Source organism: Micromonospora sp. NPDC052213 (assembly GCF_040679695.1).
In the GTDB taxonomy this organism is placed as follows: Bacteria; Actinomycetota; Actinomycetes; order Mycobacteriales; family Micromonosporaceae; genus Micromonospora.
Genome location: NZ_JBFAVI010000089.1, coordinates 1 through 25613, shown reverse-complemented (window position 1 = coordinate 25613; position 25613 = coordinate 1). Strand labels below are relative to the sequence as shown.

27 protein-coding genes, 1 pseudogene and 1 riboswitch are annotated in these 25613 nt (G+C 74.6%); of the genes and pseudogenes, 7 read left to right on the top strand and 21 right to left on the bottom strand.

The features are described 5' to 3' along the window. Nucleotides 1-196, bottom strand: a pseudogene (locus tag AB0L34_RS20895) (TIGR03943 family protein); the annotation flags it as partial. Then, nucleotides 193-1194 carry a permease gene (locus tag AB0L34_RS20890; protein WP_363705942.1) on the bottom strand — a complete coding sequence of 334 codons (1002 nt, stop codon included), beginning with the start codon at nucleotides 1192-1194 and terminating at the stop codon, nucleotides 193-195. The gene AB0L34_RS20890 and the pseudogene AB0L34_RS20895, both read right to left, overlap by 4 nt. 199 nt (nucleotides 1195-1393) lie before the next feature. After that, nucleotides 1394-1499, top strand: a riboswitch (TPP riboswitch). Nucleotides 1500-1571: 72 nt separating this feature from the next. On the opposite strand from AB0L34_RS20890, the gene AB0L34_RS20885 reads away from it, so the two are divergent. The 3 genes from AB0L34_RS20885 to AB0L34_RS20875 all read left to right on the top strand — a co-directional run bounded on the left by AB0L34_RS20885 (nucleotide 1572) and on the right by AB0L34_RS20875 (nucleotide 4589). Continuing rightward, nucleotides 1572-2162, top strand: a complete 591-nt coding sequence (locus AB0L34_RS20885; RefSeq protein WP_363705941.1) for an ECF transporter S component — start codon at nucleotides 1572-1574, stop codon at nucleotides 2160-2162. 110 nt (nucleotides 2163-2272) lie between these two features. Further along, nucleotides 2273-3688 (top strand): ABC transporter ATP-binding protein, encoded by a 1416-nt coding sequence (locus tag AB0L34_RS20880; RefSeq protein ID WP_363705940.1) that lies wholly within the window; start codon nucleotides 2273-2275, stop codon nucleotides 3686-3688. A 100-nt stretch (nucleotides 3689-3788) separates the two neighbouring features. Further along, complete coding sequence (locus tag AB0L34_RS20875) at nucleotides 3789-4589, top strand: energy-coupling factor transporter transmembrane component T (protein WP_363705939.1); 801 nt, start codon at nucleotides 3789-3791, stop codon at nucleotides 4587-4589. Between the two features lie 56 nt (nucleotides 4590-4645). On the opposite strand, the gene AB0L34_RS20870 is transcribed toward AB0L34_RS20875, so the two are convergent. Beyond that, complete coding sequence (locus AB0L34_RS20870; RefSeq protein ID WP_357460458.1) at nucleotides 4646-5305, bottom strand: response regulator transcription factor; 660 nt, start codon at nucleotides 5303-5305, stop codon at nucleotides 4646-4648. Further along, nucleotides 5302-6507, bottom strand: a complete 1206-nt coding sequence (locus AB0L34_RS20865) for a sensor histidine kinase (RefSeq protein WP_363705938.1) — start codon at nucleotides 6505-6507, stop codon at nucleotides 5302-5304. Before AB0L34_RS20865 ends, AB0L34_RS20870 begins: the two co-directional genes overlap by 4 nt. A gap of 156 nt (nucleotides 6508-6663) precedes the next feature. Here AB0L34_RS20865 and AB0L34_RS20860 point away from each other — a divergent pair, with 156 nt between their 5' ends. Further along, nucleotides 6664-7359: a hypothetical protein gene (locus AB0L34_RS20860; RefSeq protein WP_363705937.1), complete on the top strand. Its 696-nt coding sequence runs from the start codon at nucleotides 6664-6666 to the stop codon at nucleotides 7357-7359. A gap of 145 nt (nucleotides 7360-7504) precedes the next feature. Here AB0L34_RS20860 and AB0L34_RS20855 read toward each other — a convergent pair whose 3' ends face one another. Then, a complete protein-coding gene (locus tag AB0L34_RS20855) occupies nucleotides 7505-7741 on the bottom strand; it encodes a hypothetical protein (RefSeq protein ID WP_363705936.1) in 237 nt (78 codons plus the stop codon). A gap of 406 nt (nucleotides 7742-8147) precedes the next feature. On the opposite strand from AB0L34_RS20855, the gene gndA reads away from it, so the two are divergent. After that, a complete protein-coding gene (gene gndA, locus AB0L34_RS20850; RefSeq protein WP_357460448.1) occupies nucleotides 8148-9590 on the top strand; it encodes an NADP-dependent phosphogluconate dehydrogenase in 1443 nt (480 codons plus the stop codon). A gap of 39 nt (nucleotides 9591-9629) precedes the next feature. Here the strand turns inward: gndA and AB0L34_RS20845 are convergent, their stop codons facing one another. The 5 genes from AB0L34_RS20845 to recO all read right to left on the bottom strand — a co-directional run bounded on the left by AB0L34_RS20845 (nucleotide 9630) and on the right by recO (nucleotide 12751). Next, on the bottom strand, nucleotides 9630-10391 hold the full coding sequence (locus AB0L34_RS20845; protein WP_363705935.1) for a pirin family protein: 762 nt from the start codon (nucleotides 10389-10391) through the stop codon (nucleotides 9630-9632). Between the two features lie 70 nt (nucleotides 10392-10461). After that, nucleotides 10462-10683 (bottom strand): thioredoxin reductase, encoded by a 222-nt coding sequence (locus AB0L34_RS20840; protein ID WP_350710780.1) that lies wholly within the window; start codon nucleotides 10681-10683, stop codon nucleotides 10462-10464. Nucleotides 10684-10849: 166 nt separating this feature from the next. Next, nucleotides 10850-11035, bottom strand: a complete 186-nt coding sequence (locus AB0L34_RS20835; protein ID WP_350710782.1) for a hypothetical protein — start codon at nucleotides 11033-11035, stop codon at nucleotides 10850-10852. Between the two features lie 64 nt (nucleotides 11036-11099). Next, nucleotides 11100-11900, bottom strand: a complete 801-nt coding sequence (locus AB0L34_RS20830) for an isoprenyl transferase (RefSeq protein WP_357460517.1) — start codon at nucleotides 11898-11900, stop codon at nucleotides 11100-11102. Nucleotides 11901-11908: 8 nt separating this feature from the next. After that, nucleotides 11909-12751, bottom strand: coding sequence for a DNA repair protein RecO (recO, locus tag AB0L34_RS20825; protein WP_363705934.1), 843 nt, complete (start codon nucleotides 12749-12751; stop codon nucleotides 11909-11911). Between the two features lie 101 nt (nucleotides 12752-12852). Between recO and AB0L34_RS20820 the strand changes: the two genes are divergently transcribed. Beyond that, nucleotides 12853-13683: a DUF4097 family beta strand repeat-containing protein gene (locus tag AB0L34_RS20820; RefSeq protein WP_363705933.1), complete on the top strand. Its 831-nt coding sequence runs from the start codon at nucleotides 12853-12855 to the stop codon at nucleotides 13681-13683. On the opposite strand, the gene AB0L34_RS20815 is transcribed toward AB0L34_RS20820, so the two are convergent. From AB0L34_RS20815 to AB0L34_RS20780, 8 genes are all read right to left on the bottom strand, one after another. Then, on the bottom strand, nucleotides 13670-14830 hold the full coding sequence (locus tag AB0L34_RS20815) for an acyltransferase (RefSeq protein ID WP_363705932.1): 1161 nt from the start codon (nucleotides 14828-14830) through the stop codon (nucleotides 13670-13672). The genes AB0L34_RS20820 and AB0L34_RS20815 overlap by 14 nt on opposite strands. Before the next feature lie 168 nt (nucleotides 14831-14998). Beyond that, the gene (gene era / locus AB0L34_RS20810) at nucleotides 14999-15895 is read right to left on the bottom strand and encodes a GTPase Era (protein ID WP_350710789.1); all 897 of its coding nucleotides are present in this window, start codon (nucleotides 15893-15895) and stop codon (nucleotides 14999-15001) included. Between the two features lie 40 nt (nucleotides 15896-15935). After that, nucleotides 15936-16322: a cytidine deaminase gene (locus tag AB0L34_RS20805; RefSeq protein ID WP_350710790.1), complete on the bottom strand. Its 387-nt coding sequence runs from the start codon at nucleotides 16320-16322 to the stop codon at nucleotides 15936-15938. Continuing rightward, nucleotides 16315-17703: a hemolysin family protein gene (locus AB0L34_RS20800; protein WP_363705931.1), complete on the bottom strand. Its 1389-nt coding sequence runs from the start codon at nucleotides 17701-17703 to the stop codon at nucleotides 16315-16317. The genes AB0L34_RS20805 and AB0L34_RS20800 overlap by 8 nt, the downstream gene beginning before the upstream one ends. Then, nucleotides 17703-18173 (bottom strand): rRNA maturation RNase YbeY, encoded by a 471-nt coding sequence (ybeY, locus tag AB0L34_RS20795; protein WP_350684821.1) that lies wholly within the window; start codon nucleotides 18171-18173, stop codon nucleotides 17703-17705. Before ybeY ends, AB0L34_RS20800 begins: the two co-directional genes overlap by 1 nt. An 18-nt stretch (nucleotides 18174-18191) precedes the next feature. Further along, nucleotides 18192-19250, bottom strand: a complete 1059-nt coding sequence (locus tag AB0L34_RS20790) for a PhoH family protein (RefSeq protein WP_350710796.1) — start codon at nucleotides 19248-19250, stop codon at nucleotides 18192-18194. A 186-nt stretch (nucleotides 19251-19436) separates the two neighbouring features. Continuing rightward, on the bottom strand, nucleotides 19437-20813 hold the full coding sequence (locus tag AB0L34_RS20785; protein ID WP_363705930.1) for a serine hydrolase domain-containing protein: 1377 nt from the start codon (nucleotides 20811-20813) through the stop codon (nucleotides 19437-19439). Beyond that, nucleotides 20810-21169 (bottom strand): histidine triad nucleotide-binding protein, encoded by a 360-nt coding sequence (locus AB0L34_RS20780; protein WP_350710800.1) that lies wholly within the window; start codon nucleotides 21167-21169, stop codon nucleotides 20810-20812. The genes AB0L34_RS20785 and AB0L34_RS20780 overlap by 4 nt, the downstream gene beginning before the upstream one ends. A 96-nt stretch (nucleotides 21170-21265) precedes the next feature. On the opposite strand from AB0L34_RS20780, the gene AB0L34_RS20775 reads away from it, so the two are divergent. Further along, on the top strand, nucleotides 21266-22027 hold the full coding sequence (locus AB0L34_RS20775; RefSeq protein WP_357460426.1) for an SDR family oxidoreductase: 762 nt from the start codon (nucleotides 21266-21268) through the stop codon (nucleotides 22025-22027). Nucleotides 22028-22030: 3 nt separating this feature from the next. Here the strand turns inward: AB0L34_RS20775 and AB0L34_RS20770 are convergent, their stop codons facing one another. From AB0L34_RS20770 to hrcA, 3 genes are all read right to left on the bottom strand, one after another. Then, nucleotides 22031-22765 carry a 16S rRNA (uracil(1498)-N(3))-methyltransferase gene (locus AB0L34_RS20770; protein WP_363705929.1) on the bottom strand — a complete coding sequence of 245 codons (735 nt, stop codon included), beginning with the start codon at nucleotides 22763-22765 and terminating at the stop codon, nucleotides 22031-22033. A 96-nt stretch (nucleotides 22766-22861) separates the two neighbouring features. Next, nucleotides 22862-24007 (bottom strand): molecular chaperone DnaJ, encoded by a 1146-nt coding sequence (gene dnaJ, locus AB0L34_RS20765; RefSeq protein WP_350710901.1) that lies wholly within the window; start codon nucleotides 24005-24007, stop codon nucleotides 22862-22864. A gap of 73 nt (nucleotides 24008-24080) precedes the next feature. Next, nucleotides 24081-25103, bottom strand: a complete 1023-nt coding sequence (hrcA, locus tag AB0L34_RS20760) for a heat-inducible transcriptional repressor HrcA (protein WP_350710805.1) — start codon at nucleotides 25101-25103, stop codon at nucleotides 24081-24083. Nucleotides 25104-25613 lie beyond the last annotated feature (510 nt).

The following is a 25613-nucleotide window of genomic DNA, read 5'->3' as shown; positions in this document are numbered from 1 at the left end:
CTCCGGCGCGCCGGAGGACGGGACGCAGCTCGTACCAGAGGGTCATGACCGCGGCGACGACCAGCAGCAGGCCCGCGGCGACCAGGAAGGGGCGCAGCCCCTCCTTGACGTAGCGCAGGTAGAGGTCGGTGAGGCTGGCCCGGACCACGGCGCCCCCGAGCAGCAGCAGGACGACGGCCTGCGCCTGCCGGTTCACACCAGCACCGCCCCGGTCGCGGCGGCGACCGCGACGGCCACCGCGAAGGTGGCCGGGGCGAACCGCAGCGCGAACCGACGGCCGAAGACGCCGGTCTGCATCGCGACGAGCTTGAGGTCGACCATCGGCCCCACCACCAGGAAGACCAGTCGGGCGGTCAGCGAGAACTGCGACAGCGAGGCGGCCACGAAGGCGTCGGCCTCCGAGCAGAGGGAGAGCAGCACCGCGAGCACGGCCAGCGCAAGCACCGAGAGCACCGGGTCCTCGGCGAGGGTCTGCAACCAGCGCTCGGGCACGACGACGTTGATGGTGGCGGCGGCCGCCGCGCCGACCACCAGGAACCCGCCGGCGTGGGTGACGTCGTGCCGGACCGCCGCCCAGAACGCCCGCCCGCGCGGGCCGTCGTCCAGCTCCGGCCGGCGCGGCAGCCGGATCCAGTCGGCCCGGCCGAGGCGCAGCCACAGCCACCCCATCACCATGGCGACGACCAGGCTCGCGACGCCGCGGCCGAGGACCATCTCCGGGGCGTCGGGGAAGGCCACCGCGGTGGCGGTGAGCACGATCGGGTTGATGGCCGGGGCGGCGAGCAGGAAGGCCAGCGCGGCGGCCGGGGTGACCCCGCGCCGGATCAGCGACCCGGCGATCGGCACGGACCCGCACTCGCAGCCGGGCAGCACCACGCCGGCCGCGCTCGCCACGGGCACCGCGAGCGCGGGGTGCCGGGGCAGCGCCCGGGCCCAGAACGACCGGGGCACGAAGACCGCGATCACGGCGGAGAGGACCACCCCGAAGACCAGGAACGGCACCGCCTGCACCATGACCGAGACGAAGACGGTGGTCCAGGTCTGCAGCCGGGGCGCGGACAGGGCCCCGGCGAGCGGCTCACGGAAGACGACCAGCAGGACCAGCAGGCCCGCGAGCACCTCGACCGACCCGACCCGCCAGGCGCTCCCGCCGCCGCCCGCCGGCTCGTGCGGTGGTCCGCCCGGCGCGGCCACACCGACCGCCCCCGGGGTGCGCCCATCCGGCACGGAGCGGTCAACCTCGGATGTCACGTGGTTTCCTCCGCCGATTCCGCCAGTGGCCGCCCGAGAGTACCGGCCGGAACCGACGAGATCGAGCGAACGCGCTGGTGACCAGCGGAAAGATCACTTTGCCCGATGATCTTCAAAGGTGTTAGCGTCGGCGCGACAACTTCACATCCGACAGGGGAGCGCACAGCGCTGAGAGTGCGGGCACCGCCCGCAGACCCTCGAACCTGATCTGGGTAATGCCAGCGCAGGGAGTTCGGTCGACCTCCAGCCGCGTCGCCGTCCGGCCACACCGGGCGCGGCGTGCGTCTTCTCCTGGTTCGCGTTCAGGACTGGGAGCAATCATGCGAGACAACACGACCACCCGGTGGCGCACACTCGACGTCGTCATCGCCGCGGTGATCGCGGTGGCGTTCGGCGTCATCTTCTGGGCCTGGGGCCTGCTGTGGCGGGCCGTCGACCCGGCGTTCGCGTTCTTCCCGGCCGGCCAGGCGATCATGTACGGCGTCTGGCTGGTCCCGGCCGTGCTCGGCGGCCTGGTGATCCGCAAGCCCGGCGCGGCGCTCTTCTGCGAGGCGGTGGCGGCGACGGTCTCCGCGCTGCTCGGCTCGGAGTGGGGCGGCATCACCATCGTCCAGGGCCTCATCCAGGGGCTCGGCGCCGAGGTGGCCTTCGCCGCGTTCCGGTACCGCTCGTTCCGGCTGCCCACCGCGCTGCTCGCCGGTGCGCTGACCGGCCTCGGCGCGGCGCTGTTCGACTTCTTCGTGTGGAACGTCGACTACGCGCTCGGCAGCTACCGGATCCCGTACGCCCTGCTCACCGTCGTCAGCGCCGCCGCCGTCGCCGGCGCCGGCGGCTGGGCCCTCACCCGCGCCCTGGCGGGCACCGGCGTCCTGGACCGCTTCCCCGCCGGCCGCGAACGCGCCGCCGTCTGACCCGCACCACCGGAATCGGGGTTGATCATGAGGTGGACGGCGACGTGGATCTCCGTGGGTGCCGCCGACCTCATGATCGACGCCCGCGCGTGGGCCGGAAGGGGGACGGCGTGGGGGCGGTGACGCTGCGGGGGTTCGGGTGGCGGCACGCCGGGCGTCGGGCGTGGGCCGTGCGCGGGGTGGACCTGCGCGTCGAGGCGGGCGAGCGGGTGCTGCTGCTCGGGCCGTCGGGCGCCGGCAAGAGCACCCTGCTCGCCGCGCTGGCCGGGCTGCTGCCCGAGGACTCGGGCGAACAGGAGGGCACCGTCGAGATCGACGGGCTCGACCCCCGCAAGGGCCGGGAACGGGTCGGCATCGTCTTCCAGGACCCGGAGACCCAGCTCGTGATGGCCCGCAGCGGCGACGACGTGGCGTTCGGGCTGGAGAACCGGGGGGTCCCCGCCGAGGAGATCTGGCCCCGCGTCGACGAGGCGCTGGCCCGGGTCGGCTTCCCGTACCACCGGGACCGACCCACCGCGGCCCTCTCCGGCGGCGAGCAGCAACGCCTCGCCCTGGCGGGGGTGCTGGCCCTGCGGCCCGGGCTGCTGCTGCTCGACGAGCCGACCGCCAACCTGGACCCGACCGGCGCCGCGCTGGTCCGTGCGGCGGTGGCCGGCGCGCTGGACGCCGACACCACCCTGATCCTGGTCGAGCACCGGGTCGCCGAGGCGCTGCCGCTGGTCGACCGGGTGGTCGTGCTCGAACCGGGCGGCGGCGTCCGCGCGGACGGCACGCCCCAGGCCGTCTTCGGCGCCCACGGCGAGGCGCTCGCCGCCGCGGGCGTCTGGGTGCCCGGCCGGCCCGTGCCGCCCCGCCACGCCACCGCGCCGGCCGGCGACCTGCTGCTCACCGCCGACCGGCTCGGCCTGCCGCCCCGGCTGGCCGCCGTCGACCTGGCGGTACGCGCCGGCGAGGCGCTCGCCGTGCTCGGCCCGAACGGGGCGGGAAAGTCGACCCTCGCGCTGCTGCTCGGCGGGCTGCTCAAGCCGGGAGCCGGCCGGGTCGTGGCGACGGCGGCGCTGGCCGGCTCCGACGCCCGCACTCCCCCGCACCGCTGGCGCGCCCCGGCGCTGGCCCGGCGGATCGGCTCGGTCTTCCAGGACCCGGAGCACCAGTTCGTCGCCACCACCGTCTTCGACGAGCTGGCCCTCGGCCCGCGCCGCACCGGCCAGCCCGAGACGGCGGTCCGGTCCACCGTCGACGACCTGCTGTCCCGGCTGCGGTTGACGAAGCTCGCCGCGGCCAACCCGTACACCCTGTCCGGTGGGGAGGCGCGGCGGCTGAGCGTGGCGACGGCCCTGGCCACCGCGCCCCGCCTGCTCGTCTGCGACGAACCCACCTTCGGCCAGGACCGGCGGACCTGGCTGGAACTGGTGGACCTCTTCGCCGAGCTGCGCGACGCCGGGCACGGCCTGGTCGCCGTCACCCACGACCCGGAGTTCGTGGCCGCTCTGGCCGACCGGCGCGTCACCCTGGAGCGGCCGTGACCAGCTCGCACAACGCGCCGGCCACGCACCCGCGGCGTCGCCGGACCATGGCCGGTCCGGCGCCGGCCGCGCGCCCCGCCCGTCCCGTCCCGGAGCGGCCGTGATCTCCCTCGAACCCGTCGCCGCCCCCGACGCGCCGCTGGCCCGGCGCAACCCGGTGGCCAAGCTCGCCGCGGCGCTGGTGTTCTCGTTCATCCTCGTCGCCACCCTGGACCCGGTGGCCCCGGCGATCGCCATCGCCGTCGAGCTGGCCGTGCTGCCGCTGTTCGGGGTCCGCTTCCGGGTGCTGGCCCGGCGGGCCTGGCCGCTGCTGATCGGCGCGGTCGGCATCGTGGTGACGCTGGTGCTCTTCGCGGCCGAGCGCTCCGGCCGGGTGCTGGTCGAGGCCGGCCCCGCGGTGGTCACCTCCGGGGTGCTGCTCACCGCGCTCGGCCTGGTGCTGCGCATGTTCGCCGTGGCGCTGCCCGGCGTGATCGTGTTCGCCACCACCGACCCCACCGACCTGGCGGACGCCCTGATCCAGAACGCGAAGGCGCCGGCCCGGTTCGCCATCGGGGCGTTGGCGGCGTTCCGGCTGGTGCCGCTGCTCGGGCAGGAGTGGCAGATGATCGCAATGGCCCGCCGCGCCCGCGGGGTGGCGGCGGGACGCAACCCGCTGGCGAAGCTGCGGCTGTTCGTCTCCACCGCCTTCGCCCTGCTGGTCGGGGCGATCCGCCGGGGCACCCGGCTGGCCGTGGCGATGGACGCCCGCGGCTTCGACGCCGGCACCCCGCGTACGGTCGCCCGGCGGCAACGCTTCGGCGCCGCCGACGGGCTGCTGATCGCCGGGGCGGCGCTGCTGGCCGGCGCGGCGCTGACGGTCAGCGTGCTGCTCGGCACGTTCCGGCCCCTGATCGGCTGAGGGGCGGCGGCTGCCGGCGCCACGGCCACGGTGGCGAGGCCCGGCGGTCTGTCGCCCTACCGACGCCGGACCTGGGCCATGCCGGTCTGGTACGCCAACACGACGGCCTGCACCCGGTCGCGCACCCCGAGCTTGGCGAAGATGCGGTTGACGTGCGTCTTCACCGTCGCCTCGCCGAGGAAGAGCTGGTGGGCGATCTCCCGGTTGGACAGGCCGTCGGCCATCATCCGCAGCACCTCCGTCTCCCGGGCGGTCAGCTCCGCCAGGCCCGGGCTGCCGGCGGTCGCCGCCGGCGCCGTCGCCGTGTAGTGGTCGATCAGCCTGCGGGTGATCGACGGGGACAGCAGCGCGTCGCCACGCGCGGCGGCCTGCAGGGCGCCCGCGAGGTCCTTCGGCGGGGTGGTCTTGAGCATGAATCCGGACGCCCCGGCCCGCAGCGCCCGGTAGACGTACTCGTCCAGGTCGAAGGTGGTCAGCACGATGATCCGGATGTCGGCGCACTCCGCCAGGATCCGCTCCGTCGCGGCGATGCCGTCCAGCCTCGGCATGTGGATGTCCATCAGGACGACGTCGGGCTTGAGGCGTGCCGCGAGCAGTACGGCGTCCTCGCCGTCGGCCGCGTCGGCGACCACCTCGATGTCGGGCTGCGCGCCGAGGATCATCCGGAGTCCGCCGCGGACGAGGGCCTCGTCGTCGGCGATGAGCACCCGGGTCACGCCGTCGTGCCCGTCGGAGAGAGCGCTGACGCCGAGCCGTCGAGACCCAACGAAAGCTCCACGCGAACCTCGAAGCCGCCCTGCTCGCGCGGGCCCGCGACGACCGTGCCGCCGAACAGCTCGGCCCGTTCCCGGATGCCGGTCAGCCCGTGGCCGGTGCCGACGCCACGGCGGGCGGGACCGGGCCCGTCGTCGACGACGTGCAGCCGGAGCCGGGTGTCGCCCACGTCGATCGAGACGTCGACGGTCGCGCCGGGGGCGTGCCTGGCGGCGTTCGTCAGCGCCTCCTGGAGGATCCGGTAGGCGTTGACGTCGGCGGCGACCGGAAGCGCGCCGAGATCGCCCGTGACGGTGACCTCGACCCGCCCGCCGGCGACGCGTACCGCGGTGGTCAACGCGTCGAGCTGCCGCAGCGAGGGCAGTCCCTCCGGTGCCGGTTCCGAGCCGCGCAGGATGACCAGCAACCTGCGCAGTTCGGTGACCACGTCGCGCCCCACGTCCTGCACCGCCTCCAGTGACTCGCGGGCCTGGCGCGTGTCCGAGTCGAGCACGGCCTCGGCGGCGCCGGCCTGCAGCACCATCACCGAGACACCGTGCGAGACGATGTCGTGCAGTTCCCGGGCCACCCGCAGCCGTTCGTCCGTCCGCGCGGCGGCCTCCCGCTCGGCGGCCAACGCGACCAGACGCACCGCCTGCGCGCGGCGCATCCGGACCGCGTAGCCCGGACCCAGCACCGCGAGCGCGACGAACACGATGAACACCCAGTCCGAGTCCCCGGCGGCGGTGTTCTCGACGCCGAGCGCGACGAAGTAGCTGACCGTGGCGACGGTCGGTGCGGCGCGTCCCCCCAGGGCGACGCAGCCGAAGCAGGCGAGGAGCAGCGCCAGGAGCGGCACGACAGGCCACTCCGGGAGGACGGGCGTGAAGCTCTGCGCGGTGAAACAGGCGCCGGCGAGGACGGCCGCCGCTCGCGGGTACGTCGTGCAGACCGCCACCGCGAGGCCGTAGCCGACGAGCAGCACGGTGAGCACGGCGAGCCAGCCGGCCGGCAGCGCCGCGAGGTCGGGCCCCTGGCCTTCGACGTAGCCGGCGATCGGAACGTACAGCTCGGCCAGGCCGAACCCGAACAGCGCGAGACCGGCGACCGTGGCGACGACGAGACCCCGCGGGAGACGTCGGTTGTCGGGGGCGGCGGCTGACATGGTGCGAAGGGTATCGGCGGCGACCGCGGCCGGGCGTCCACCCACGGGTGTAGAAGGCCCGGCGGAACGCTCCACCCTCGGCTCAACCCGTCGGCCGACGATCGGGCCCCGGGCCGGCTCCTACCGTCCACCACACACTTCTCGAGGGGAGACACGATGGATGACAGGACCGGGCGACGGTACGGCCGGCGGCTGACGGCGGTCGCGCTGGCCGCGGCCGGCGTTCTCTACGGCGTCGCGAACGCGTTCTACTGGGTGATGTTCCCGGACGACGTGTCCGAGACCGCCGGCAACGTGGCGGTGGCCGCCGGGAACCTCGGCGCGTGGCGGGTGGAGACCGTCCTGTTCGCCCTGGCGCACCTGCTGCTGCTGCCGGCGATGGCCGGCCTGGCCGTGGCGCTCGGTCGGCGCAAGCCGCTGGTCGCCACCGTCGGCGGCGGCATCGCCCTGCTCGGCCTCTACTTCTCCAGCGTCCACCTCTGGCACTACAACGCCTTCTTCGGAGCCCTCGCCGGTGCCGGCGTCGACGCCGAGGCCGTCCGACCGGTCGTCGACGCCCTCGACAACGACCCGTTCGTGATGGCGTCGTTCGCCGTGTGGCTGCTGGGCTGGATGATCGGCCTCCTGGTGCTGGCGTTCGGGGCGTGGCGGGCCGGCATGGTGTCGCTGTGGGTGCCGCTCGTCCTCACCGGCGGGCAGGTCCTCGAGTTCGTCAGCGAGGGCGTTCCGCTCAAGGTCGTGGTGAGCGTGCTGATGGCGGCCGGGTTGTCCGGCCTGGCGCTCGGCGTCGGCCGGCAGCGCCCGGCCGACGCGGCGGGCCGGACGGAGGCACCGGTGGCCGCGCACTCCTGACCGGGGCCGGGGTGACGGGGCGGGGTCGCGGCGTCATCCGCGGCCCCGCCCCCGGGTTTCCCGGCCCGCCGTCGTCGGCCGCGCCAACGGCAGGATTCGCCTCCGCCCGCTGGTTCCTGGCCGCCGGTGGCGGTGGTGCTGCTCGTCAGCTGCGCCGGAAGGCGTACCGGCGGGCCTGCGGCGCCTGCTGGCTCCGGCCCCCGGGGTTGCGGGCCCCGGCACCCCGCGCGGGCGGACCGGCCTTCGTCGGTGGCGTCGCCGGCAGCGCCGGGACCGACGCCGGGGCGACCGCGATCGCGTCCACCTCGATCGGCGTCAGGTCGGCGACGGTCGGCTTCGGCGTGACGGTGCGGGACTTCTTCGGGTTGCGCTTGGCGGGCATCCGGGCCTCCTCGGTCTGCGGGCCGTCCCGTCGTCGGACGGGGCGGGCCGCCGGTCGGTGACCGTCGCGCGACGGTCGGGCGGAATCGGGACTGCTCCCCGGGTGCGACCACGAAGGACACCGCCGCCTCGGCGACAGGGTGGGAATGCGGACGCCCGGGAGCACGCGGACCCACGGCACCAGGGCGGCGGGTCGGCTCGGAGATGGGGCGTCAGTTGCGCATGCCCACACGCTAACCCCACCGCACGGGGCGCGCATCCGAATTACCGGCACGATCGGCATGCCCGACCGCAGGCGCACCGCGACCCGGCGGTGACGGGCTGTCGAACACCGCACCGCACCGCGCCCGCCACCGGCCGCGATACGGTCACAGCGGCAGACGTGGACGGCGGAAGGCGGCGGACGGATGGCCGAGCGGGCGACGGCGCGGATCGGCGTGACCGGGCTGGCGGTCATGGGCCGCAACCTGGCCCGGAACCTGGCCCGCAACGGCTTCACCGTGGCGCTGCACAACCGCTCGCCGGAGCGCACCCGCAGCCTCGTCGCGGAGCACGGCGACGAGGGGACCTTCCTGCCCGCCGAGTCGATGGCGGACTTCGTCGCCTCGCTGGAGCGGCCGAGGGCGGTGATCGTGATGGTCAAGGCGGGCGGGCCCACCGACGCCGTGATCGACGAACTGGTGCCACTGCTCGACCCCGGCGACATCGTCGTGGACTGCGGCAACGCGCACTTCGCCGACACCCGCCGGCGGGAGGAGGCGCTGCGGGCCCACGGGCTGCACTTCGTCGGCACCGGCGTCTCCGGCGGCGAGGAGGGTGCGCTGCGCGGCCCGAGCATCATGCCCGGCGGGTCGGCGGAGTCCTACCGCACGCTCGGCCCGATCTTCGAGAGGATCGCCGCGCAGGTGGACGGGGTGCCGTGCTGCCGGCACATCGGGCCGGACGGCGCCGGGCACTTCGTCAAGATGGTGCACAACGGCATCGAGTACGCCGACATGCAGCTCATCGCCGAGGCGTACGACCTGCTGCGGGCGGGGCTGGGCGCGGAGCCGGCGGAGATCGCCGAGATCTTCCGCGACTGGAACTCCGGCGAGTTGGAGTCCTTCCTCATCGAGATCACCGCGGACGTGCTGGCGCACACCGACGCGGCCACCGGGCGGGCGTTCGTGGACGTCGTGCTGGACCGCGCCGAGCAGAAGGGCACCGGCCGCTGGACGGTGCAGAGCGCCCTCGACCTGGGCATCCCCATCACCGGCATCGCCGAGGCGACGTTCGCCCGGTCGCTGTCCGGGCACGCCGACCAGCGGGCGGCGGCGCGCGGGGCGTTCCCGGACGCGGGCGACACGTGGCAGGTCGGGGACCGGGAGACCTTCGTCGAGGACGTCCGCCGCGCGCTGCTCGCCTCCAAGATCGTCGCGTACGCGCAGGGCTTCGACCACATCCGGGCCGGCTCCCGGGAGTACGACTGGGGCATCGACCTGGGCGGCACCGCGACGATCTGGCGGGGCGGCTGCATCATCCGCGCCCGCTTCCTCGACCGCATCCGGCAGGCGTACGACGACCGGCCGGAGCTGCCGACGCTGCTGGTCGCGCCGTGGTTCGCCGACACCGTCAACGACGGCGTGCCGAGCTGGCGCAGGGTGGTTGCCGAGGCGGCCCGGGCCGGGGTGCCGGCGCCGGCGTTCGCCTCGTCGCTGGCGTACTTCGACGCGCTGCGCGCCGAGCGCCTCCCGGCGGCGCTGGTCCAGGGGCTGCGGGACAACTTCGGCGCGCACACCTACCACCGGGTGGACCGCGACGGCACCTTCCACACCCTCTGGTCCGCCGACCGCTCCGAAATCCAGGCCTGACCCCCGACCCCGGCGAGAACGGGTGGCGGAGGTGGCGGGTCAGGCGATGGTGGCGTGCATCTCCCAGACCAGGATCTCGGCCGGCTCGGTGGCGGTGACCCGTCGCCCGCCCGTCATGGTGAGCCGGGCGGCGTCGCCGGTGCCGAGCAGGCCGCCGCCCTCCAGGGTGACCGCGCCGGCCGGCACGTAGAGATGGACGAAGGGCGCGTCCGGGAGATCGACCTCGTCGCCGGGGCGGAGCCGGGCGGCGTGCAGGGCGGCGAAGCGGTTCCGGATCCGGATCGCCGCGGCGCCGTCGTGGCGGTCCATCCCGGAGGCGACGGGCACCAGGCCGCCGCGCAGGAGCTCGTCGTGGATCTCGAGCTGTTCGTAGCCGGGGTCGATGCCCTGCTCGTCCGGGAGCACCCACATCTGCACGAAGTGGACGGGATCGGTGTGCGGGTCGCGGCCGTCGAGCCGCCAGGAGTCGTTCTTCTCCGAGTGCAGGATGCCGGTGCCCGCGCTCATCCGCTGCGCCAGCCCCGGATAGATCACGCCGGAGTGGCCGGTGGAGTCCTGGTGCACCAGCGACCCGCGCAACACCCAGGTGACGATCTCCATGTCCTGGTGCGGGTGGGTCTCGAAGCCGGCGCCCGGCCGGACCACGTCGTCGTTGTTGACCAGCAGCAGACCGTGGTGGGTGTTGGCCGGGTCGTAGTGCCGGGAGAACGAGAACGAGTGCTTCGAGTCGAGCCAGGAGATCCGGGTGGCGAAGCGGTCGTCGGCCCGCCGGACGTCGACGGCCGGAGCGGGGGCGGTCACCGCGTCACCGGTCGGCGGCCCGACGCCGCGCCGGAACCGACTGGCGCGGCCGGTGGGTCGGCGGGAGGCGTCACCAGGCACGCTGCCCGGTCTCGGTCGGCGCCCAGGTGAGCGCCGGTTCGCCCGTGGCCAGCTCGCCGATCTCGCCGGAGCGCGGCTGCGGCGCGTGGCCGAGCTCGTGGCAGTGCTGCTCGGCGATCTCGGCGCAGATCTCGGCCACCTGCGCGCAGATCGGGTCACCGAGGTCGGCGGCGTTCAGCGCCATGATCATCTTGTACCGGAGATCCCGCATCCCCACCCCCGAGGCTCGACGCGGTCCGGGGCACCCACCCCGCCCCCGATCCTAGGCACCCCCACCCCGCACCCACCCCGAAACCCCGAACCCCGCGAAGTGGCGGCGGGGACGGGGCGGACGGGGAGGGGAGGTCAGCGCCGCGGGGCGACGCTGACCGGCGGGGTCAGAAGAAGCGGCGGCGCTTCGCCTTCCGCGGGCGGAGCATGTCGGCACCCTTGGTGAGCAGGCGGCTCACCCCGGACGGGCCGCGGCGGGCCTCCAGCGTGTGGCTGAGCCGACGCGCGCCGGCCGCCGCCAGCGGCACCGCGACCGCCATCAACGCCCACTGGGCAATACGCTTCTGGATCATGTGGGTTCACCTCCGTCAGTGGCTGCTGACCGGAGAAATACCCCGCGCGGCGGAGCGGTAAGCCTCAGGACGGCGGGGCGACCGGGTTGGGCAGCGCGCCGCCGAAGCGGCGGTCCCGCTGGGCGTACAGCTCGCAGGCGTACCAGAGGTGCCGACGGTCGAAGTCGGGCCACAGCGTGTCGAGGAACACCAGTTCGGCGTACGCGGTCTGCCAGAGCAGGTAGTTGGAGATCCGCTGCTCGCCGGAGGGACGGAGGAAGAGGTCCACCTCGGGGACCTCCGGGTGGTAGAGGTACTTCGCCACCGTCTTCTCGGTGACCTTCGCCGGGTCGAGCCTGCCCGCGGCCGCGTCCCGGGCGATCGCGGCGGCGGCGTCGGCGATCTCGGCCTGCCCGCCGTAGTTGACGCAGAACTGGAGGGTCAGGGTGGAGTTGCCCCGGGACATCTCCTCCGCCGTCTGCAGCTCGGAGATGACGCTCTTCCAGAGCCGGCCGGCCCGGCCGGACCAGACCACCCGCACCCCCAGGTCGACCAGCTGGTCGCGGCGGCGGCGGATGACGTCCCGGTTGAAGCCCATCAGGAACCGGACCTCGTCCGGCGAGCGCCGCCAGTTCTCGGTGGAGAAGGCGTACGCCGACAGGTAGGGAATGCCCAGCTCGATGGCGCCCTCGATGGTGTCGAACAGGGAGAACTCCCCCGCCTCGTGGCCCTTGGTGCGAGGCAGCCCGCGCTCCTTGGCCCACCGGCCGTTGCCGTCCATCACCACGGCGACGTGCCGGGGCACCGCCTCGGCGGGCAACGCCGGCGGCCGGGCGCCCGACGGGTGCGGTGTCGGCGGCACCGGCTCGCGCCGGCCGGCCCTCATCGATCGGATCACTCGGCTCTCTCCCTGCTCACGCCATCCGCTCCGGCCCCCACGCCCCGCGGCGGCGGGACCGGGCCGGCCGCCGGGGCACCCCGGTCGACCAGCGGCAGCGAGCGTAGCGCGCGCTCCAGGTGCCACTGCAGGTGCGCCGCGACGAGGCCGCTGCACTCCCGGCGTACGCCGGTCTCGGTGGCGTCGGCGACCCGCCAGTCGCCGGTGGTCAGCGCGGACATCAGGTCGATGGTGGCCGGGGCGGGATGGGCCGCGCCGGGGGGCCGGCAGTCCGGGCAGACCGCGCCCCCGGCCGGTACGGAGAACGCCCGGTGCCGCCCGGGCGTGCCGCAGACGGCGCAGGCGGTCAGCGCCGGCGCCCAGCCCGCGAGGGCCATCCCGCGCAGCAGGTACGCGTCGAGCACCAGGGTGGTGTCGTGGCTGCCACCGGCGAGCGCCCGCAGCGCGCCGAGGGTGAGCTGGAACAGCCGCAGCGACGGCTCCCGCTCCACCGGGGTGAGCCGCTCGGCGGTCTCGGCGATCGCGCTGGCGGCCGTGTAGCGGGGATAGTCGCCGAGGAACCGCTTGCCGTAGAGGTCGATGCCCTCGACCTGGCTGACCGTGTGCAGCGAGCTGCCCTGGTTGCCCTTCGGGTCGCCGGCGAGCTGGAGGTCGACGTGCCCGAACGGCTCCAGCCGGGCGCCGAACTTGCTGGTGGTGCGGCGGATCCCGCGGGCCACCGCCCGCAGCCGGCCGTGCCGGCGGGTGAGCAGGGTGATGATCCGGTCGGACTCGCCGAGCTTCTGCACGCGCAGGACCACCGCGTCGTCGCGGTAGAGCTGTCGGCGGTACCCGGCCATCGGACCATTCTCCCTCGGGGTGCGAAATCAGGGTCGGCTCGGGGTGGACGCGCGAAGAACCCCCGATGCGCGGCGCGCGCCGTGGCTCGTAGCGTGCTCGCATGGCTCTCCACCGGACCGCCGCGGCGCTCGCCGCGGCCGCCACCCTGATCGTCGTCGCCGGGTGCGACAACCTGGCCTCCCGTCGGCTCGACTACGACAACACCGAAGCGGCCCGGATCACCGCCATCCGGGTGCTTCCGGGGTCCGGCGACGTGACCGTCCGCACCGCCAGCACGGACGACGAGGTGCGAATCAAGCGGGTGGTGCGCTACCACGGCGGCCAGCCCGACACCACGTACGAGATCAACGGCACCGAACTGATGCTGGACACCGACTGCGGCAAGGACTGCAGCGTCTCCTACGACGTCACCGCCCCGGAGGGGGTGAGCGTGACGGGCGAGACCGACTCCGGTGACGTCCAGCTGACCAAGGTCGGCGCGGTGGAGATCCGGCTCGGTTCCGGCAACGTCCGGGTGACCGGCGCCGACGGCCCCGTCGTGGCGGAGACCGGCTCGGGTGACGTCAGGGTGACCGGCGCCGCCGGCGCGGTCACCGTCACGACCGGCTCCGGCAACATCGACGTGGACGGCGCCCCGGGCGCCGTGACCCTGCGCGCCGGCTCCGGCGACATCACCGGGCGCCGCCTCGGCGCCGGGGTGGACGCCGAGGCGGGCTCCGGCAACATCACCGTCGACCTGACCACGCCCGCCTCGGCGCGTACGCACACCTCCAGCGGCGACATCAAGCTCGTCGTGCCCGCGGGCCGCTACCAGGTCCGTTCCGCGGCCGGCGGCGGCGACACCCGGCTGGGCGTGACCCACGATCCGACCGCCTCGCTGGTGCTCGACCTCTCCACCGGCGGCGGCAACCAGACGGTCACCCAGCGCTGATCTCGACGGTCTGCGGATCCCGGGCGGCGCGCGGCGACGGCACGCCGGCCCGCCCGGTGGCCGGACCGGACCGCGCGGCGGTGGCCGGAGCGGGCGGCGCCCCGGGGCCGGGCGGGGCGGGTGAACCGGCGCCGGTCGGGGCGGGGCGGGAGCCGCCGGGAACCAGCTCCGGCGGCCGACGGGCCGCCACGTCCTCCACCCAGCCGACCAGGGCGGTCACCACCGCGACCAGGGCGAAGACCAGGACCACCCGGACCGCCAGGCCGAGCGGATCCTGGTGCGACCAGCCCACCACGTCCACCAGCGGGGTGAGCGCCGCCACGAACGGCATGTGCCACAGGTAGACGGTGAGCGCCCGCCGGTTGAACACGGTCACGACCCGGCCGAACACGGCCCTGCGGTCCACCCAGCGCGCGCCCGCCGGCGCCCGCCCGAGCAGGACGAGGATGAAGGCCGCCGACCAGAGGGCGTTGCCGAGGGGGTTGTCGTTCAGGTCGTACCCACGGGGTCCGGGGTGGGTGACGATCCAGGCGGCCCCGGCGGCGGCGAGAGCCAGCGCGACGGGCACCAGCACCCGGGTGGCCAGGCGACGCAGCATGCCGGCCTGGTGGGCGAAGCCGAGCAGCCAGGCGCCGAAGTAGAGCCCGAAGTGGTGCAGCGCCCCCGGCAGCGCCGGCAGCAGGCCCAGCTCGGCCGCGGCGAGCACGGCGTACGGGGCGACCAGCGTGGGCACCGGGGCGCGCCGGAACAGCCAGAGGGCGACCGGGGAGGCGAGCACGAACCAGAGGTAGTCGCGCAGGTACCAGATCACGCTCAACGCGATCGCACCCCAGCCGTTGGCCGGCGGATCGGCGACGGGGAAGATCCAGAGCAGCACCTTCGGGCTCAGCGGCAGCCCGGTGAGCAGCATGGCGGGTACGAAGACCGCGGCGACCACCCAGAGTGACGGCAGCAGGCGACGCAGCCGGCGTACGACCGCCCCCGGCCCCCACCGTTGCAGCGAGGCGGCCATCAGCGAGCCGGCGAGCGCGAACATCACCGACATCGCCGGGAAGACGAGGGTCAGGGTGGCCCATCCGGTGACGTGGTAGACCACGACTCGAACGATGGCCAGGAAGCGGAGCAGGTCAAGGTATCGGTTTCGCATCAGCCTGCATCTATGTCCGGGGGCACGGGGGCTGGTCCTTCCCCTACCCTCCGGAGCGGCCCCGGCAAACCGCCAGCACCCCACGCGAACGTGACATCTTCCACCCGGCCGACCGACATCGATCATGCCCGGGACGCCGGGCCGGGGCGCACCCGGCCCGGCGTCCGGTCAGAATCCCAGCTTGCGCAGCTGCTTCGGGTCCCGCTGCCAGTCCTTCGCCACCCGGACGTGCAGGTCGAGGTAGACCCGGGTGCCGAGCAGCTCCTCGATCTGCCGCCGCGCGGTCGTGCCGACCTCCTTGAGCCGGCTGGCCCGGTGGCCGATCACGATCGCCTTCTGGCTGGGCCGCTCGACGTACACGTCGGCGTAGATCTTCATGAGCTTGCCCTCGGGGACCATCTCCTCGACGACCACCGCGATGGAGTGCGGCAGCTCGTCACGGACGCCCTCCAGGGCCGCCTCCCGGATCAGCTCGGCGACCAGCACCTGCTCCGGGTCGTCGGTGAGCATGTCGTCCGGGTAGAGCTGCGGCGACTCGGGCAGGTAGCGGGTCATCACCTCGACGAGGGTGTCCACCTGGTGCCCGGAGACCGCGCTGACCGGCACCACCTCGGCGAACTCGCCCAGCTCGCTGACGGCGAGCAACTGCTCGGCCAGCCGCCTGCGGTCCACCAGGTCGGTCTTGGTGACCACCGCCAGCACCGTGGCCTTCAGCTCGGCCAGCTCGCCGGTGATGAACCGGTCGCCGCGCCCGATCGGCTCGTCCGCCGGGATGCAGAGGCCGATCACGTCGACCTCGCTCCAGGTCTGTCGGACCAGGTCGTTGAGGCGCTCGCCGAGCAGCGTGCGGGGGCGGTGCAGGCCCGGGGTGTCGACCAGCACGAGCTGGGAGTCCGGGCGGTGCAGGACGGCCCGGATGACGTGCCGGGTGGTCTGCGGCTTGTTGGAGGTGATGGCGATCTTCTGCCCGACGATCGCGTTGGTCAGCGTCGACTTCCCGGCGTTCGGGCGGCCGACGAAACAGGCGAAACCGGCCCGGTAGGGGCGCTGCTCCAGGTCGCTCACGCCGCGACCCCGCCCCGCTCGCCGGCAGCCGTCCGCCCGCTCACTCGACCACCGTGCCCAGCACGGTGCCGTCCGGCGCGGCCACGTGGATCGGCGCGTCGACCGCGAGGTCCCGCACCGCCGCGTGCCCGGCGCCGTCCAGCGTCGACGCCTCGGTCACCACCACGGCGGCCTCCAGCCGGCTCGCGCCGGCCGCCGCCGCCGAGGCCACCGCGAGCTGGAGCGCGGTGATCGTCAGCGAGGGCAGCGAGACGCTGGCCGCGGCGTACGTCCGCCCGTCCTGGTCGCGTACCGCCGCGCCCTCCACGGCGCCCACCCGGCCGCGCGCGCCCCGGGCCAGGACGACCAGCTTGCCGTCCTCGGCGCTCAGCTCGATCGGGTCGGACGGGGTCGGCCGGGCGGCCGGTACGGCGGGTGACTCAGGCATCGGCGGGTTGCCTCTCCTCGGTTCGGTTCGTGTCGCCCCGGGGCTCGGCGTGCTCGCCGCGGCCCGGGCCGTCCTGCGTGTCGGTCGACTCCACCCGGCTCACCAGCACGGTGTCGATCCGGTTGCGTCGGCCGGTGGTGCCCTCGGCGACCAGCCGGAGCCCGGCGACCTCGACCTGCGCCCCCGGGATCGGGACGCGGCCCAGGGACTGGGCGAGCAGGCCGCCGACGGTCTCCACCTCGTCGGTGGGCAGCTCGGTGTCGAACAGCTCGCCCAGGTCCTCCACCGGGAGCCGCGCGGTGACCCGCACCGCCCCGTCGTCGAGGTGCTCGACCGGCGGGCGCTCGACATCGTACTCGTCGGTGATCTCGCCGACGATCTCCTCCAGGATGTCCTCGATCGTGACCAGCCCCCCGGTGCCGCCGTACTCGTCGACGACGATGACCAGGTGGTTGCGGGCGGCCTGCATCTCCGAGAGCAGGTCGTCGACCGGCTTGGACTCCGGTACGAAGGTGGCGGGGCGCATCAGCTCGGCGACCGGGAGCTGGCGGTCCTCCGGGGCGCCGCCCTGGGTGCGCCGGATCAGGTCCTTGAGGTAGAGCACGCCGAGCACGTCGTCGACGCTCTCGCCGATGACCGGGATCCGGGAGAACCCGGAGCGCAGGAAGAGCGCCAGCGCCTGGGAGAGCGTCTTGCGCTCCTCGATCCACACCATCTCGGTGCGCGGCACCATCACCTCGCGGGCGATCGTGTCGCCGAGCGCGAAGACGGAGTGGATCATCTGGCGCTCGCCGTGCTCCACGACGCCGCGCTGCTCGGCGAGGTCGACCAGCTCGCGCAGCTCCACCTGGGTGGCGAACGGCCCCTCCCGGAAGCCGCGCCCCGGGGTGACCGCGTTGCCGATCAGGATCAGCAGCGAGGCGAGCGGGTTCAGCGCCCGGCCCAGCCAGCGGACCAGGGGCGCGACGGACCGCCCGACCACGTACGCGTGCTGCCGGCCGAGGGTGCGCGGGCCGACCCCGACCACCACGAAGCTGATCACGGTCATCGCGCCGGCGGTGATCAGCGCCGCGCGCCAGCCCGCGCCGAAGGTGTCCACCGCGACGAGCGCCACCAGCGTGGTGGCGGTCAGCTCGGCGAGCAGCCGCAGCAGCAGGAGCAGGTTGAGGTGGCGGACCACGTCCCCGGCGACGGCCTGGAGCGTGCGCGCGCCCCGTACGCCGTCGCGGGCCAGCTCGGCGGCGCGGGCGGGCGAGACCGCGGCGAGGGCCGCCTCGGTCATCGCGATCAGGCCGGCCAGCACCACCAGGCCGGCCGCGGAGACCAGCAGTTGCAGGTCGGGCAGGCCGGTGGCGCCGGCCGCCAGTGTCGGGGCGTCCATCACCGGGACCGGGTCGACCGCCAGCTCGCCAGCAGTCGGGCCTGGAGCGCGAACATCTCCCGCTCCTCCTCCGGCTCGGCGTGGTCGTAGCCGAGCAGGTGCAGCACGCCGTGCACGGTGAGCAGGTGCAGCTCGTCGGCGGCGGAGTGGCCGGCGGTGGCCGCCTGCTTGGCCGCCACCTCCGGGCAGAGCACGATGTCGCCGAGCAGCGCCGGCTCGCCGGCGGCGGTCGACTCGCCGGGCCCGTGGTCGACGCTGCCCTCGTCCATGGGGAAGGCGAGCACGTCGGTCGGGCCGTCGCCGCCCATCCACCGGTGGTTCAGCTCGGTCATGTAGTCGATGTCGACCAGCAGCACGGACAGCTCGGCGAGGGGGTTGACCCCCATCTCGTCGAGGGCGTGCCGGGCGACGGCGAGCACGGCGTCGGTGTCGACGTCGACGCCGGACTCGTTGGCGATCTCGATGGACAACAGTCTTCCCTCGGTGGTCTAGCGGCGCCGGCCGGCCCGGCCGCCCTGGGCTGTCCGCCCGGGCACGGCGTGCACGCTCTGCGCCTGCTGGTTCTCCCGCTCGGCGTCCCAGCGGGCGTACGCGTCGACGATCTCCCCGACCAGCCGGTGGCGGACCACGTCCGAGCTGGAGAGCTGGGCGAAGTGCACGTCCTCGACGTTCTCCAGGATCTCCCGGACCACCCGCAGGCCGCTGGTCGTGCCGCCGGGGAGGTCGACCTGGGTGACGTCACCGGTGACGACGATCTTGGAACCGAAGCCGAGCCGGGTGAGGAACATCTTCATCTGCTCGGGCGTGGTGTTCTGTGCCTCGTCGAGGATGATGAACGCGTCGTTGAGGGTACGCCCCCGCATGTACGCCAGCGGCGCGACCTCGATCGTGCCCGCCGCCATCAGCTTGGGGATGGTGTCGGGGTCGAGCATGTCGTGCAGCGCGTCGTAGAGCGGACGCAGGTAGGGGTCGATCTTCTCGTTGAGCGTGCCGGGCAGGAAGCCGAGCCGCTCCCCCGCCTCGACCGCCGGCCGGGTGAGGATGATCCGGTTGACCTGCTTGGCCTGCAGGGCCTGGACGGCCTTGGCCATGGCCAGGTAGGTCTTGCCGGTGCCGGCGGGGCCGATGCCGAAGACGATGGTGTGCGCGTCGATCGCGTCGACGTAGCGCTTCTGCCCCAGCGTCTTGGGGCGGATGGTGCGCCCGCGCCGGGAGAGGATGTTGAGCGTCAGGACCTCGGCGGGCCGCTCGGCGCCGCCCTGCTCGAGCATGCCGACGGTACGCCGGACGGCGTCAGTGGTCAGGGTCTCGCCTTTCTCGATGAGTTCGAGCAGCTCGCTGAAGATCCGCTCGGCGAGGGCGTTGTCGGCGGGGGCGCCGGTGATGGTGATCTCGTTGCCCCGGACGTGCACGTCACTGTTGACCGAGCGCTCGACCAGTCGCAGGATCTCGTCACCCGCGCCGAGCAGGTTGACCATGATCTTGGAATCCGGAACGGTGATCCTGGTCTGCACCCGGGGCGGGCCGGGAGGTGGGGTGCCGGTCATAGGTCGGGCCGAGGGGCCCTGCGCCACCTGCTCTCGAACTCGGCGCCGGGCCTGCTGGCGCGGCGCGCTGACGTTGCCTCCATCGTATCTGCTCAACAGCGGCGGCACCGTGCCCATTTCCGCGCCTGCGGGACGGCACGGGCGGGACGCGGCCCGCGTCGGCCCCGCCCCGCCCGTGCGCCGCCGTCAGGAGCCGGCGCGGAAGTCGTACCGGTCGAAGGTCTCCTGGGTGCGGGTGAACCGGTAGGTCGCCCAGTGCATCCGGACCACCGCGCCGTGCTCGTCCCGGGTGAGCCGCAGCAGCTCGCCCACCTCGCGCCCGGAGACCGTGCGGTAGACGTCCGGCTGGTCGGGCAGCGGCGCGAAGACCGCCGGCGGCTTCCCCGCCGGGTCGTCGGCGCCCCGGGCCCGCAGCGCGCCGTCGTGCCACGAGAAGACGTACTCGAAGCCCTCGCCCCACCAGCGGCCGAGCAGCCCGCGTACGCCCTCCGGGGCGGGCGGGCCCGGCCGCCACGGCGCGACGTCGGCCGGGTCGTGCTCGACGGCGGCGGCCAGCAGCCGGTGCGGCAGGTCGAGGACCTCGCCGGCGGTGCCGGAGGAGCCGAGCACGGCGACGCCCATCGCGCCCGGAGTCCCCTCGCCGCCGCGCCGGCCGTAGACGCCGGCCAGGAAGCCGGGCATCGCGCCGTCGTGCCCGACGTGCATGATCCGCTTGCCCTGCGGCACCAGGATCAGCCCGAGCCCGAAGCCGCCGGCCCAGAGCGTCTCGTCGGTCACCGTCGCCGGCCAGCGCATCTCCTCCAGCGTGGCCGGGGCGAGCACCGCGCCCGCCGGGTCCAGCGCCGCCGGGTCGGCGAGGAAGGCCGCCCAGCGGGCCATGTCGGTGGCGGTGCTCCAGAGCTGGGCCGCCGGCCCCACCGCGCCGAAGTCCGTGGGCGGTTCCGGGTGCGCCTCGTCGGAGTACGCGTCGACCAGGAACCCGGTCGCGGCGTGCGGGCCCGGCGTCACCGAGGTGTCGGCCAGCCCCAGCGGGGTCAGCACCCGCTCGGCGAGCACCTCCGCCCAGGTGCCGCCCCGCAGGTGGCCGACGAGCCGGCCGAGCAGCGCCATGCCGAGGTTGGAGTAGTGGTAGCGGCGGCCCGGCGGCAGCACCCGCTCGGCCCGGGCGAGGTCGGCGACCAGCTCGTCGACGTCGGGCGCGCGCAGGCTGTCCCAGACGTCGCCGTACGGCTCCCGTTGCAGGCCGGCGGTGTGCGACAGCAGCCGGCGCACGGTCAGCTCGCCGTGGGCCGGCAGGTCCAGGTGGCGGCCCAGCGGGTCGTCCAGGTCGAGCAGGCCGGCGTCGCGGCACTGGAGCGTCAGCACGGCGGTGAACGTCTTCGTGACCGAGCCGATCCGGAACCGGGTGCCCGGCCCCAGCTCGGTGTCGTTGCCGGTGCCGCCGACCGTGCACGTCCACAGCGGGCGGTCGGCCCGGTGCAGGGCCGCCGAGACCGCCGGCACCCGGGCCTGCGCCTGGACCGTGCGCACCAGCCGGGACAGGCGGTCGTCGACCGCCGTCACGCGAGGTCCCGGGCCAGCATCGGGCCCAGCGGCGCCCCGCCGAGCACGTGCGCGTGCACGTGGAAGACCTCCTGGCCGCCGTACGCGCCGGTGTTGAACATCAGCCGGAAGCCGTCGCCGAGCAGCCCCTCGTCCTCGGCCACCGCGGCGGCCGTGGCGAGCACCTCGCCGGCCAGCGCCGGGTCGCCCTGGGCGAGCGTCGCCACGTCGGCGTAGTGCTCCTTCGGGATGACCAGCACGTGCACCGGCGCCTTCGGGCCGATGTCGCGGAAGGCGAGCGTGGTGGCGGTTTCCCGCACGACGGTGGCCGGGATCTCCCCGGCGACGATGCGGCAGAACAGGCAGTCGGTTCCCATCCGGGCAGTGTAAGTAAGGGCTCCCTGCCGACGCCCGCCGTGGACGAGGGGGCCCTTCATCACGGCGCACGGGGCCGGCGCGGCATGATGGCCGGCGTGACTTCACGGGCGGTACTGGTGACGGGGGCCTCGCGCGGCATCGGACGGGCGGTGGCGACGGCGTTCGCGGCGAGCGGGGACCGGGTGGCGATCCACCACCGCGACTCGGCGGAGGCGGCCGGGCGGCTGCGCGCCGAACTGCCCGGCGAGGGGCACGTGGTGGTCCGCGCCGACCTGACCGACCCGGACGCCGTACGGGCCATGGTGGACGAGGCGGCCGGCCTGCTGGGCGGGCTGGACGTGCTGGTCAACAACGCCGGGGTGTACGGCGACCGGGACGCCCCGCACCCGGTCTTCGGCGCCTCCTACGCCCAGTGGCGCGCGCAGTGGCGGCAGGTGGTGGAGACCAACCTGACCGGCGCGGGCAACGTCATCTGGTGCGCCGCCCAGCACATGCGCGACCGGGGCGGCCGGATTGTCAACGTCTCCTCCCGGGGCGCCTTCCGGGGCGAGCCGGAGCAGCCGGCGTACGGGGCGAGCAAGGCGGGGCTGAACGCGCTGGGGCAGTCGCTGGCGGTGGCCCTGGCCCCGTACGGCATCACCGTCGCCACGGTGGCCCCGGGCTTCGTGGAGACCGACATGACCACGGAGCACCTGCGCGGAGAGCGGGGCGCCGCCATCCGGGCGCAGAGCCCGTTCAACCGGGTGGGCCGCCCCGAGGAGATCGCCGCCGCCGTGCACTGGCTCGCCTCCCCGCAGTCGGAGTGGGCCTCCGGCACCATCGTCGACCTGAACGGCGCCTCCTACCTGCGCAGCTGAGCGTCACCAGCGGGCGAGGCGGGTGGCGAGCACCGCGAGGGCGGCCACGCCGGCCGTCGAGGTACGCAGCACCGACGGGCCCAGGCGGACGGCGCGGGCCCCGGCCCCGGTGAAGGTGTCCAGCTCGCTGTCGGCGATCCCGCCCTCCGGCCCGACGACCAGCACGATCTCGCCCGCGGCGGGCAGCTCGACGGTGGTCAGCCGCTCCTGCGCCTCCTCGTGCAGCACGAACGCCGCCGCGGCCCCGCCGATGCGGCGCGCGACCCGGGCGGTGGACTCGTCCGGCGTCCCCGCCACCACGGGCAGCCAGGCGCGGCGGGCCTGCTTGGCCGCCTCCCGGGCGGTCGCCGCCCACTTCTCCCGCGCCCGTACGCCCCGGTCGCCGCGCCACTGGGTGACCGAGCGGGCCGCCGCCCAGGGCACGATCTCGTCCACCCCGACCTCGGTCATCGCCTGCACGGCCAGCTCGCCCCGGTCGCCCTTGGCGATGCCCTGCACCACCACCAGGCGCGGGACGGAGGCGTCGACGTACCCCCGGGAGGTGATCTCCAGGTCGAGGGTGCCGCGGCCGACGGCGGTGACCACGGCGGCGGCGGTGCCGCCCCGCCCGTCGGCGAGCAGCAGTTCCTCGCCGACGCGGAGCCGCTGCACGGTGGCGGCGTGGTGCCCCTCGGGGCCGTCGAGGGTCAGCCGGTCGGCGGTGGGCAGCGACTCGACCAGGAACAGCGGCGCGGACACGACGATCAGGCTAGCCGCCCCGGCGGCCGTCGGGGTGGCGAGGGCGGCGGAGCCGACCGGGCCGCCGCGGAGCGCGGCGGCCCGGGGGCGTGCGCGTCAGGCGTGGCCGTTGAAGGCGTCGCGCATCCGGGAGAAGAAGCCGCCCTGCTTGGTCAGCTCGGCGACCTCCTCGCCCCGGGTCTTGGCGAAGTCGCGCAGCATCCGCTCCTGGTCGGCGTCGAGCTTCGTCGGGGTGCGCACGTCGAGGTGGACGTAGAGGTCGCCCCGGCCGGTGCCGCGCAGGTGCGGCACGCCTCGGGCGCGCAGCCGCAGCGTGCTGCCCGGCTGGGTGCCGGCCTTGACGTCGACCGTCTCCTCGCTGTCGAGCGTCTTGATGGTCAGCCGGGTGCCGAGGGCGGCGGCGGTCATCGGCACGGTGACCCGGCAGTGCAGGTCGTCGCCCTTGCGGGAGTAGACGTCGTGCGGCCGCTCGTGGATCTCGACGTAGAGGTCGCCGGCGGTGCCGCCGCCCGGGCCGACCTCGCCCTGCTGGGCCAGCCGGATGCGCATGCCGTCCTCGACCCCGGCGGGGATCTTGACGGTCAGCGAACGCCGGGTGCGGACGCGGCCGTCGCCGGCGCACGTCGGGCAGGGGTGCGGGATGGTGGTGCCGTAGCCCTGGCAGACGGTGCAGGGGCGGGCGGAGACCACCTGACCGAGGAAGGTGCGCTGCACCGACTGCACCTCGCCACGGCCGCCGCACGCCTCGCAGGTGGCGAGGTGGGTGCCGGCCGCGGTGCCGGCGCCGGAGCAGGTGGTGCAGAGCACGGCGGTGTCGACGGTGATCGGCGCCTCGACGCCGAACGCGGTCTCGTTCAGGTCCAGCTCCAGCCGCAGGATCGCGTCGGCGCCCGGCCGGGTCCGCGGTCGCGGGCCCCGCGACCCGCCGGCCGCGCCACCGAAGAACGCGTCCATGATGTCCTGGAAGCCGACGAACGGGCCGGCACCGCCGGGACCGCCCGGGCCGCCCGCGCCCCCGCCGCCAGGGGCGAGCGGGTCGCCGCCCAGGTCGACGATCTGCCGTTTCCGGTCGTCCGAGAGGACCTCGTACGCGGCGTTGATGTCCTTGAACTTCTCCTGTGCCTCCGGGTCCGGATTGACGTCCGGGTGGAACTGCCGCGCCAGCTTCCGGTAGGCGCGCTTGATCTCGTCGTCGGAGGCTTCCCGGCTCACCCCGAGAATGCCGTAGTAGTCCCTGGCCACTGCGTTCCGTGTCCTCATGTTCGTCTCGCGTTGCGCCGGTCGTCGGCCGGAGCCGGCCGTCGGCCCTGACTGGTCAGTTCTGGGCCAGCAGCTCGCCCACGTAGCGTGCCACGGCCCTCACCGTGGCGATGGTGCCGGGGTAGTCCATCCGGGTCGGCCCGAGCACGCCGAGCCCACCCACGATCGTCGCGCCCGGCCCGTAGCCGGTGCTGACCACCGAGGCGGCGCGCAGGTTGTCGATCTCGTTCTCGTCGCCGATCAGCACCCGGGTCGTGCTCGGCTCCGCCTCGCCGATGAGCTTGAGCAGCACGACCTCCTCCTCCAGCGCCTCCAGGATGGGGCGCAGCGAGCCCTGGAAGTCGAGCAGGCCGCCGCGGGTGAGGTTGGCCGTGCCGGCCAGCGCGATCCGCTCCTCGTGCCGCTCGACCAGCGTCTCCAGCAGCACGGTGGAGAGGGTGGTCATGGCCGGCCGCAGGTGCGGCACCGACTCGTCGACCAGCGCCTGCACCAGCGGCGGGGTCTCGGACAGCCGGGTGCCGACCAGCTTCTCGTTGACCAGCCGGCGCAGGTCCGTGACGTCGTCGGCGGGGATCGGCCCGGGCAGCTCGACCAGCCGCTGCTCGACCCGGCCGGTGTCGGCGATCATGACCAGCATCAGCCGGGTCGTGGAGATCGGCACCAGCTCCAGGTGGCGGACGGAGGAGCGGGCCAGGCTCGGGTACTGCACCACGGCGACCTGCCGGGTCAGCTGCGCCAGCAGCCGTACGGTGCGGTGCACCACGTCGTCGAGGTCGACCGCGCCGACCAGGAAACGCTCGATCGCGCGGCGCTCGGCCGGGCTGAGCGGCTTGACCCTGGACAGCCGGTCCACGAAGAGCCGGTAGCCGCGGTCGGTGGGCACCCGGCCGGCGCTGGTGTGCGGCTGGCGGATGTAGCCCTCCTCCTCCAGCACGGCCATGTCGTTGCGGACGGTCGCCGGGGAGACCCCGAGCTGGTGCCGCTCGACCAGCGACTTGCTGCCGACGGGCTCCTGCGTGGCGACGTAGTCCTCGACGATCGCGCGCAGCACGGCGAGCTTGCGGTCGTCGAGACCCATCGTTCCCCACCTCCTGTCGCACGTCGGACCTCCCGCGCCCCGAGGGGCGGGCGGGTTGCTGGCACTCGCTACGGACGAGTGCCAGTCTACGTCGGCGCGCCCGCCGACGCGATGATCAACCTGGGACGGCGATCCGACCGGCGCCACACGGCCCGCGGAGGCGGCGGCGCCAGAGCCGATCATCCGGACATCCCGGTCGGAAGTCGCTCTGGTGCGGCCTTGCCCGCGGCCCCTACCGTGACGTCCATGACTGAACCACCTCGCCCTCCCGGAGCGGGGGACCCCGGCGACCGGCCGGACCCGGCCGCTCCGTCGGGGGTTCCCGGGCCGGCCGGCTCCGACGAACCCACCGCACCACTGTCCGGGGCACCGGGCCCGGGCGGCTATCCCCCGCCCGGTGGCTATCCGCCGCCCGCCGGTGACCAACCGCCGTCGGGCGGCTACCCTCCGCCGGGCCGACCCGCAGCGCCGGCCGGCCGCCACCGACGCCGAGCCGTCGCACCCCACCGC